Raw genomic sequence first — 9360 nt, 5'->3', positions numbered from 1 at the left:
TGTCTTTGTAGGTGGCAGCGCCGGTGGGGTCGAGCCGTGATAGCGCCGCCGCGATGTTGCGCACGTAGATCACGACGTTGGTTGGATCCTGCCAGGCGTGCGGGTCGGTTTCTTTCCCGCCTTTTTCACCGGGCATGGTGCGTGCCTTCACGCCTTGTGAAGCCACCACCGCCTGGCCCTTGTAGCCGGCGGACTTGACGAGTTTTTGCGCCCACGGTTCAAAGCCCAGGCCGTTGCTGACCAGCAGCTTGCTTTGCAACAGGTTTTTGGCATCCACGGGTTTGGGTTCGAATACGTGCGCGTCTTCGTCGGAGCCGACCAGCGTGGTGACGGCGACGCGGTCACCGCCGACCACACGGACGAGGTCGCCGAGGATGCTGAAGCTGGCGACCACAGGGATTTTGTCGGCGGCCATGCCGGCGGTGGCGGTGGCCAGCAGTGCGGCTCCGACCAGGGGTGTCAGCAGTTTGCGCGCCAGGTGTTTCATGAAAGTCATGGAAGGGCTCCGGGTTGGTAAAGAAAGGAAAGATGCGCAGCTTCAGGCGGTGCGGTGCGTGCGCGCGAACGTGCGCGGCAGCCAGCCGCCGGGTGCCAGCAGCAGCGAGGCAAAGTACAGCGCGCCGGCGCAGCCGATGATGGTCGGGCCCGAGGGTGTATCGAAGTGGTAAGACAGCAGCAGCCCGGCGTAGCCTGCCGCCATGGCCTGCGCGCCGGCGTTGGCGAGCTGCGCGGGCAGGGTGTCGTGCCACAAGCGCGCCGACACCGCGGGCAGCATCATCAGGCCGACGGCCATCAGCGTGCCCAGCGTCTGGAAGCCGGCCACGAGGTTGATGACGACCAGCATCAAAAAGCCTTGCTGCCAGGACCATTTGAAAGAGGCGCTGCGGCCCGTTGCAGCCAGGAACACCGGGTCAAAACTTTCGAGCACCAGGCCGCGGTAGGCAGCCGCCAGCGCGACCAGGCTGATGCTGGCCACGCCGGCCACCAGCAGCAGGCCCGGCGTGTCGACGCCCAGCGCGCTGCCGAACAGGATGTGCAGCAGGTCAAGCTGCGTGCCGTGGCCGGAAATGAGCGTCACGCCCAGCGCCAGCGCCACCAGGTAAACGGCAGCCAGGCTGGCGTCCTCTTTCAGCGTGGTGGCGCGGCTGATGAAGCCGGCCAGCGCGGCCACCAGCATGCCGGCGAGTACGCCGCCCGCGGCCATGGCCGTGTGCGACAGGCCGCACAGCATGAAACCGATGGCGACACCCGGCAATATGGCGTGGCTGAGCGCGTCGCCCAGCAGGCTCATGCGCCGCAAGGTCAGGAAAACGCCCAGCGGCGCGGCGCTGAGCGATAGTGCCATCGTGGCCACCAGCGCGCGGCGCATGAAGGCGTATTCGGCGAACGGCGCAAACAGAACGGCCCAGGCGCCGTGAAGGATGGAATGCTGCGCGGCTTCCATCACGCAGCGGCCTTGTGCAGCGCGGGCGCGTGCAATGCCGTTGGGGTGGCCAGTGCCTTGTCGTCGATGCGGCAGGCTTCGGCGCTTTCGTCCCATGCCTCGGCCATCGCACGGGCTTGCGCCAGGTTGCTTTCGGTCATGACCTGTGCGGTGGGGCCCCAGGCGACGGCTTCGCGCGCCAGCAGGAGTGTTTGCGGAAAATGTTCGCGCACCTGGGCGTCGTCATGCAGCACGGCAATCACGGTGCGCCCCTGGCCATGCCACTGGTGAATCAACGCCAGCAGCGCGGCGGTGGTCTTGCTGTCTATCGCGTTAAAGGGCTCGTCCAGCAGGATCAGGCGGGCGTCTTGCACCAGCAGGCGGGCAAACAGCACGCGCTGGAACTGCCCGCTGGAAAGCGTGCCGATGGGCCGCGCTTCAAAACCCTCCAGGCCGACGGCGCGCAAGGCCGCGCCGACGGCGGCCCACTGCGCCTCACTGACGCCGCCCCACGCGCCCTGCGAAGGCCAGCAGCCGAGCAGCACGGCGTCGCACACGTCCATCGGAAAGCTCCGGTCAAGCTCAGCCTGTTGCGGCAGGTAGGCAATGCGCGCGCGCGGCGTTGCCGTGGTGACCTGTCCGCCCGAACGGGGCAGCAAACCCATGATGCTTTTGCACAGCGTGCTTTTGCCGGCGCCGTTGGGGCCAACAACCGCAGTCAGCGAACCCGCCGCGAAGTGACCGCTGACGTGGTGCAGCGCCGGATGCTGCCGGTAGCTGACGGTGAGGTTGTCCAGCGTGACCATGGCGTTGTTCACGGTGTTCACCATGGTGCGATTTCCGCCGAAGCCCAGGCGACCGCCAGCCACAGCAGCGCCACGGCCGGCAACACCGCGAGCACCCGGCGCCAGGCCGGCCAGGCGAGGATGCTGCGGCGGCGCGGAGGCTGTGGGGGGAAGGGAGGAGGTGAAGCTGGCAAGGGAGTCGTCTTTACAAACAGGCGGGCCGGGAAGTTATCAAAAGCCACTCGGTTGCGGTAATAATGCAACTGAATTGCTGTATAGTCTAATGCAACATTGTTGCGTTATGTGCGCGCATTGCGAAAATACACTGCGCGCTCTTTTGCCAAACTCTTTCCGAACGGCTTCATCCCATGGCATCCGTCCAACCTGTCAGGCGTTCCAAAACCGAGCCCGGTATCACCGCCGACGCAGACCCGATTGATGTGCTGTTGTCAGCCCACGGCCTGCGCCGCACCAGCGCTGCGCGCCTGGTGYTGGGCTGGCTGCTGGCCCACCCGGACACCAGCTACACGCACGCGCAGCTGCAGGCCGCGCTGGGCGGCGACGATGATGCCGGCGAAGGCGTGACACTGGACCGCGTCACGCTGTACCGGCTGATCGACCGGCTCACGCAGGTGGGCTTGCTGCTGTGCCGAGTGGACGCCAATCGCGTGCGCCGTTACCAGGCCATGCCGAGCAGCGTGCATGCCATTCCCCACTTTGAATGCCAGAGCTGCCACCGCGACAGCCCCTTGTCGGGCGCGCTGTCGGGAAAGCGTTCGGGCGCCCTCAAGGCCAGCACCAAAGACCTGGAGCGCGCCGCGCAGACCGCGCTGGAGGCACTGAAGGCGCTGGGCTACCAGGGCATGAGCATGGACTTTGCCGTGCGGGGCGTGTGCGCCGACTGCGCCACCGGCGCGACTTCTTCATGATCAGTACACGGCAACTGGCTTACCGTTATGCCAACGGCCCCGAGCTGCGCTTCGCGGACGTGGACGTCGCGCAGGGTGGCACCTTGCTGCTGCGCGGTGCGTCGGGCTCGGGCAAATCCACCTGGCTGGCGCTGGCGGCGGGTTTGCTGGCGCCCAGTGAGGGCGACATCACGGTGGCCGGCCAGTCCATCAAGGCGCTGGGTGGACGTGCAGGTGACGCGTGGCGGGCAAAAACCATTGGTTTTTTGCCGCAGAAGCTTCACCTGAGCACGGCGCTCACAGTGCACGGCAACCTGGCCATGGCGCAGTGGGCCGCCGGCCAGCCGGACGACGAGGCCCGCATCGCCGAAGCGCTGGTCGCGCTGGATGTGCAGGCACTCGCGCAGCGCAAGCCGTCTCAACTATCAGGCGGGCAGGCGCAACGTGTGGCGCTGGCGCGTGCGGTGTTGCTCAAGCCGCGCGTGATCCTGGCCGACGAACCCACGGCCAGCCTGGACGACGACGCGGCTGCGGCGTCGCTGGCCTTGCTGCAAAGCGCGGCACAGCAGCAGGGCGCCACGCTGGTGATTGCCACGCACGATGCACGTGTCTGGGCTTTTTTTAAGGAAAAAAAGGGCCTGCAGTCCTTATTGGTCGAGCGCAAGCAGCTATGAAAACGATAGCATTCAAGACCGTTGTGTTTTCATGGCGCTACCTGTGGTCGCGGCCGCTGGCGGCGGCGCTGAATTTGCTGCTGCTCACCCTGGGGCTGGCCTCCATTACCTTTCTGCTGCTCGTCAGCCACCAGATCAGCCAGGCGTTTGACCGTGACGTGGCCGGCATCGATGTGGTGGTGGGCGCCAAGGGCAGCCCGATGCAGCTGATCCTGTCAGGTGTGTTTCACCTTGACGTACCGACGGGCAACGTGCCGCTGGCGGCGGTGAAGGAACTGGAAAGACATCCGCAGGTCGCCAGGATCATTCCGATCAGCCTGGGCGACAGTTTTCGTGGCTTTCGCATCGTGGGCACCACGCCCGACTACATCCACCATTACGACGCGCAGCTGGCACAGGGCGCGCTGTGGTCCAGGCCCATGCAGGCCGTCATTGGCGCGCAGGTGGCGCAGCAGACCGGCCTGAAAGTGGGCGACAGCTTTACCGGCACGCACGGCCTGGGCGGCGGCGGTGAAGAGCACAAGCTGAGCCCCTATGTGGTGTCGGGCATCCTGGCCGGCAGCCACACCGTGCTGGACCGCCTGGTGCTGACGGCCACCGAGTCCGTCTGGCAGGTGCATGAAACCGACACCGCGCTGGACGACGACGACCGCAAGGTGCTGGAAGAGGAACGCGAAATCACGCTGGCGCTGATCCAGTACAAGACGCCGCTGGCGGCCGTGACCTTTCCGCGCTACATCAACAGCAGCACCGAGATGCAGGCTGCGGCGCCGGCGCTGGAGATCACGCGCCTCTTGAGCATGGTGGGTGTGGGCACCGACGTGCTGCGTGCGCTGGCCGGCGTGCTGCTGCTGACGGCGGGCCTGAGTGTCTTCATCGCGCTGTGGGGCGCCGTGCGTGAGCGCCGGGCCGACCTGGCGCTGCTGCGCATGCTGGGTGCGCCACCGGCCCGCGTGGCCGGCCTGCTGCTGTGCGAAGCGCTATGGCTGGCGCTGCTGGCCACCGTGCTGGGGGTGCTGGCGGGGCAGGGGCTGACGGCGCTGCTGGCCTGGGGGCTGCAACTTGAAAAATCTGTCCTGATCGGTGCGCTGTCATGGCCGGTCGAGCTGGTCAGTGTGCCGGTGCTGGCTTTGGGTGTGGCGCTGGCGTCTGCGTTGCTGCCTGCCTGGGAAGCCTACCGGGTCAGTGTGTTTGAACTTCTCCAATCAAGGTAACTTCTTATGACAAACCTCTCTTCCATCAAAAAATTCCTCACCCTGTCTCCTGTTGCGGCCGCGTTTGCGGCGGTGGCCCTGAGCGCCACGTTCTCGCTGGCCCATGCGCAGCACAACGACAAGGAAACCAAGGAAGACATCCAGCGCCACCGCGCCATGGCCGCCGCCCATGAAAACGCCGCCAAATGCCTGGAATCGGGCAAGAAAGACGAAGTTTGTGAAAAAGAGCTGCAGGCCGCTTGCAAAGGCCTGGCCGTCGGCAAATACTGCGGGATGAAACACGTTCATTGACGTCCACTGACGTCACCGGGACGCCCCTGAAGTGGCCTCACCTTTTTTCTGGATTTTCTGGAGTACTGCATGACTGCCTCTTTTCGCCCTCGCACTCCAAGCCTTCACGGATTGAAGTGGGCATTGGCCTGCAGCACGCTGCTGGCCGCTGCAGGCCTTTCGGCGCAAACGCTGTCTTCACCGCTGGCGAATGGCGGCAAGCCTGCCGCGGCAGGGCCGGCGTTTGACATACCGGTCGGGCAGGGTGCGGGCGTGCATGGCGCCAACAGCCCGTTCCCACCGCTGGCGGCCCGCACGGACGTTGTGCCCTGGTCGGTGCTGACGGCGGTGAAAACCAAAAACGAGAAAAACCGGATCCTGCCGGTCTTCACCCTCGACCAGATGGCGCTGAACCAGAAAACCCAGCGCATCCAGGGCTTCATGATGCCGCTGGATCCGGGCGAAAAGCAAAAGCATTTTTTGCTGTCGTCAGTGCCGCTGACCTGCGCCTTCTGCCTGCCCGGCGGGCCCGAGAGCATGGTCGAAGTCAAAACCAAAACGCCGGTGAAATACAGCATGGAGCCGGTGGTGGTGGAGGGGCGCTTCCTGGTCCTGAACGACGACTCTTACGGCCTTTACTACCGCATTACGGATGCCACCAGCGTCAGGTAAGAGCCGCGCACAAAACTGCCGTGGCTGACGCTTTTTAAGCGGAGCCGTCCCGAAAAATACGGAGACGGCACCGCGACGGCCTGGCAACCCGCACGCTAAGATTGCGCAATGAACCAGCTTGTCTTCGTGTCCCTGCTTCCCGTCGTGTTGTTGATTGCTACAGGTTTCATAGCTGGTCGCGCACAGTGGGTAAGGCCCGGAGCGATAAAAGACCTTTCAAACCTGGTCTTTCTGCTGCTCACGCCAGCGCTGCTGTTTCGCACCATGAGCAAGGTGCGTATTGAGCAGCTGGACTTCAAGCCCGTGCTGGCTTACTTTCTGGCCGTGGTCGTGTTGTTTGGTGGCACCCTGCTGCTTCAGGGCTTTAACCGCCGCGCCGCCGTACTGGCACTGGCCAACACCTTCTCCAACACCGTCATGATCGGCATCGCGCTGGTCGGGTTGATGTATGGCCCCGAAGGGTTGGTGACGCTGTTTACGCTGGTCTCGGTGCATTCGCTGGTGTTGCTGACCAGCGCCACGGTGGTGCTGGAACTGGCGGTGGCGCACGAACAGAAGCTGGGCACGGCCGATGAAGTCACCACCGCACCACGCCACCCGGTGGCCACGGTGTTGATGGCCGTGAAAAACGCGCTGCTGCACCCGGTGCCGCTGCCCATCATGGCGGGCCTGCTGTTTGCGCAGACCGGCCTCACGATTCCCGCGGTGGTCGACAAGCCACTGGAATTGCTGGCCAATGCCTTCGGTCCGCTGGCGTTGGTGCTGGTGGGCGTGACGCTGGCCAACACGCGTGTGGGGGAGCACTGGCGCCAGGCGCTGRCTTTGGCTGGCGTGAAAAACCTGCTGCATCCCTTGCTGGTGTTCGGCTTGTGCCGCCTGCTGGGTGTGGGTGGCGTGCCGATGGCGGTGATGGTGGTGGCATCGGCCCTTCCGATCGGTGCCAATGTGTTTTTGTTTTCCCAGCGCTACAAGGTCGCGGAAGACCTGATTACTGCCAGTGTCGTGGTGTCCACCGCACTGGCCCTGGTGACGCTGACCATTGTGCTGCTGCTGGTCGGGCGGTTTGTCTAAATTTCATTCACGGAGCCATTGATGCAGTTCCTCCAGTCCCTGCCGGTATCGGCGCAAACCATCGGCCTGCTCCTGCTGTCCAACGTGTTCATGACCTTTGCCTGGTACGGACACCTGAAGAACCTGGCCACCTCGCCCTGGTATATCGCAGCGCTGATCAGCTGGGGCATCGCACTGTTTGAATACCTGCTGCAGGTGCCCGGCAACCGCATCGGCTTTACCCAGTTCAGCGTCGGGCAACTCAAGATCATGCAGGAGGTGATCACGCTCAGCGTGTTCGTGCCTTTTGCGGTGTTTTACCTGAATGAGCCGTTGAAACTCGATTACCTGTGGGCCGCGCTGTGCATGGTGGGCGCGGTGTATTTCATCTTCCGTTCCGCCTGAGTACCCGGTATCTGTCCCCGCCCCTGATTGGCCCTTGTGTATGCGCCGAGGAGCGCAGGGCCAAACGGATCAGGGCAAAAACTTGTTTGAGCCGCAGGCGAGTTGTTTTTGACCCCGGCTGGACCGAGCACCGCAGGTTGCCCGTAGCGAAGCGAAGGGACGCAGGAACCAGGGTCGCCTTTTCTTTGGTGACTTTCTTTTGGCGAAGCAAAAGAAAGTGAGTTGCATGCCGGGCAACCCCCGGCCAGCAGCCTAAGCAGTAAACCCACCGTCAGACACCCAAGCTACCTAAAATCCCGGGCGGTTAAACTTCTAGCTGTTACAAAAACGTCATATTTTTGACTTACTCCCTGAGGAACTGACATGCTGTTTGGCAAATTGCTGCCGCGCGAAGGCAATTTTTTCGAGATGTTCAACCAGCATGCCGAACGCATCGTCGAGGCCGCCCACGCGTTCTCGAACCTGGTCGCGAACTACGCTGACGTGCAAAAGCGCGAAGCTTTCAACCGCGAAGTCGACCACGCCGAGCGCGCCGCCGACCGCATCACGCATGAAGTCAACCGGGCGCTGCACAAGACTTTCATCACACCCATCGACCGCGAGCAGATCCACAAGCTGATCAACACCATGGACGACGTGGCCGACCTGATCCAGGATTCGGCGGAAACCATGGCGCTGTACGACGTGCGCCACATGACCGAAGACATCGTGCGGTTGACCGACCTGAGCGTCAAATGCTGCGAACGCCTGCAGGATGCCGTGGCGCTGATCGAAAAAGTCAGCGATGCCGCGACGGCTGAAGCGGCGCTCAAGACCTGCGAGGAAATCGACAAGCTCGAGTCCGACGCCGACCGCGTCATGCGCTCTGCCATGAGCCGGCTGTTCCGCGAAGAGCCCGATGTACGGGAAGTGATCAAGCTCAAGGCGGTGTACGAACTGTTAGAGACCATCACCGACAAGTGCGAGGACGTGGCCAACCTGATCGAGGGCATCGTCCTCGAGAACTCCTGATCACGGGCGCCTGAACCATGCAAACCGTACAGGCTGCCCTGTGGGTGGTGTTCCTGCTGGTCTTCCTGGCCATTGCGTTCGACTTCATGAACGGCTTTCATGACGCGGCCAACTCGATCGCCACCGTGGTGTCGACGGGTGTGCTCAAGCCGGGGCAGGCGGTGCTGTTCGCCGCCTTCTTCAACTTCCTGGCGTATTTCATCTTTCACCTGAGCGTGGCGGCGACCATCGGCAAGGGCATCGTGATGCCGGGCGTGGTGGACACGCATGTGGTGTTTGGCGCGCTGATGGGCGCCATCACCTGGAACATCGTGACCTGGTTTTACGGCATTCCCAGCAGCTCTTCGCATGCGCTGATCGGCGGCATCGTAGGGGCTGTGATTGCCAAGGCCGGCGCGAGTGCCTTGATCGCGTCGGGCGTTTTCAAGGTGGTGGCCTTCATTTTCGTGTCGCCGCTGCTCGGATTCTTGCTGGGCTCGCTGATGATGGTGGCGGTGGCCTGGGTGTGTCGCAGGACGACCCCGTCGAAGGCCGACCGGTGGTTTCGCCGGCTTCAGCTGGTGTCCGCCGGCGCCTACAGCCTGGGGCACGGCGGCAACGACGCGCAAAAGACGGCCGGCATCATCTGGCTGCTGTTGATCGCCGCGACCACCAGCAATGTGCAGGGCTTGCCCGTGTGGATGATGGCGACCACGGAACACCTGCCGATCTGGGTGGTCATCGTCTGCTACATCGCCATCGGCTTTGGCACCATGTTCGGCGGCTGGCGCATCGTGAAAACCATGGGCCAGAAGATCACCAAGCTAAAGCCCGTGGGCGRCTTCTGCGCCGAGACAGGCGGGGCGCTGACGCTCTTCCTGGCGACCGGGCTGGGTATTCCTGTTTCCACCACGCACACCATCACCGGCGCCATCGTGGGCGTGGGCTCCACGCAGCGCGCCTCAGCCG

The 9360-nt window shown here is 63.7% G+C and carries 13 protein-coding genes; 9 read left to right on the top strand and 4 right to left on the bottom strand.

Going from position 1 to position 9360, the window contains the following annotated elements; translation table 11 throughout:
* From AC1D1P_RS07650 to AC1D1P_RS07635, 4 genes are all read right to left on the bottom strand, one after another.
* Positions 1-496: metal ABC transporter solute-binding protein, Zn/Mn family (locus AC1D1P_RS07650; protein WP_477672575.1), on the bottom strand; the 496-nt coding region annotated here is incomplete at its 3' end.
* 42 nt (positions 497-538) lie between these two features.
* The gene (locus AC1D1P_RS07645) at positions 539-1444 is read right to left on the bottom strand and encodes a metal ABC transporter permease (protein ID WP_477672576.1); all 906 of its coding nucleotides are present in this window, start codon (positions 1442-1444) and stop codon (positions 539-541) included.
* Positions 1444-2253 carry a metal ABC transporter ATP-binding protein gene (locus AC1D1P_RS07640; protein ID WP_477672574.1) on the bottom strand — a complete coding sequence of 270 codons (810 nt, stop codon included), beginning with the start codon at positions 2251-2253 and terminating at the stop codon, positions 1444-1446. The genes AC1D1P_RS07645 and AC1D1P_RS07640 overlap by 1 nt, the downstream gene beginning before the upstream one ends.
* Positions 2247-2402, bottom strand: coding sequence for a hypothetical protein (locus tag AC1D1P_RS07635; RefSeq protein ID WP_477672573.1), 156 nt, complete (start codon positions 2400-2402; stop codon positions 2247-2249). The genes AC1D1P_RS07640 and AC1D1P_RS07635 overlap by 7 nt, the downstream gene beginning before the upstream one ends.
* Positions 2403-2576: 174 nt before the next feature.
* On the opposite strand from AC1D1P_RS07635, the gene AC1D1P_RS07630 reads away from it, so the two are divergent.
* The 9 genes from AC1D1P_RS07630 to AC1D1P_RS07590 form a co-directional block, all read left to right on the top strand.
* On the top strand, positions 2577-3137 hold the full coding sequence (locus tag AC1D1P_RS07630) for a Fur family transcriptional regulator (protein WP_477672572.1): 561 nt from the start codon (positions 2577-2579) through the stop codon (positions 3135-3137).
* On the top strand, positions 3134-3790 hold the full coding sequence (locus tag AC1D1P_RS07625) for an ATP-binding cassette domain-containing protein (RefSeq protein WP_477672571.1): 657 nt from the start codon (positions 3134-3136) through the stop codon (positions 3788-3790). Before AC1D1P_RS07630 ends, AC1D1P_RS07625 begins: the two co-directional genes overlap by 4 nt.
* Entirely contained in the window at positions 3787-5004 is a 1218-nt protein-coding gene (locus AC1D1P_RS07620) for an ABC transporter permease (protein ID WP_477672570.1), read from the top strand. Before AC1D1P_RS07625 ends, AC1D1P_RS07620 begins: the two co-directional genes overlap by 4 nt.
* Positions 5005-5010: 6 nt before the next feature.
* Complete coding sequence (locus AC1D1P_RS07615; protein ID WP_477668039.1) at positions 5011-5295, top strand: hypothetical protein; 285 nt, start codon at positions 5011-5013, stop codon at positions 5293-5295.
* Between the two features lie 69 nt (positions 5296-5364).
* Positions 5365-5946 (top strand): DUF3299 domain-containing protein, encoded by a 582-nt coding sequence (locus AC1D1P_RS07610; RefSeq protein ID WP_477672569.1) that lies wholly within the window; start codon positions 5365-5367, stop codon positions 5944-5946.
* Between the two features lie 108 nt (positions 5947-6054).
* The gene (locus AC1D1P_RS07605) at positions 6055-7017 is read left to right on the top strand and encodes an AEC family transporter (RefSeq protein ID WP_477672568.1); all 963 of its coding nucleotides are present in this window, start codon (positions 6055-6057) and stop codon (positions 7015-7017) included.
* Positions 7018-7038: 21 nt separating this feature from the next.
* Positions 7039-7401 (top strand): DMT family protein, encoded by a 363-nt coding sequence (locus AC1D1P_RS07600; RefSeq protein ID WP_457279960.1) that lies wholly within the window; start codon positions 7039-7041, stop codon positions 7399-7401.
* Positions 7402-7764: 363 nt separating this feature from the next.
* Entirely contained in the window at positions 7765-8412 is a 648-nt protein-coding gene (locus tag AC1D1P_RS07595; RefSeq protein ID WP_477659753.1) for a DUF47 domain-containing protein, read from the top strand.
* Positions 8413-8429: 17 nt separating this feature from the next.
* The coding region (locus AC1D1P_RS07590; protein WP_477672567.1) for an inorganic phosphate transporter at positions 8430-9360 on the top strand (931 nt) is incomplete at its 3' end.

The organism is Polaromonas sp. P1_E1_2, from assembly GCF_056406035.1.
This window is presented reverse-complemented; position numbering and strand designations above follow the sequence as displayed.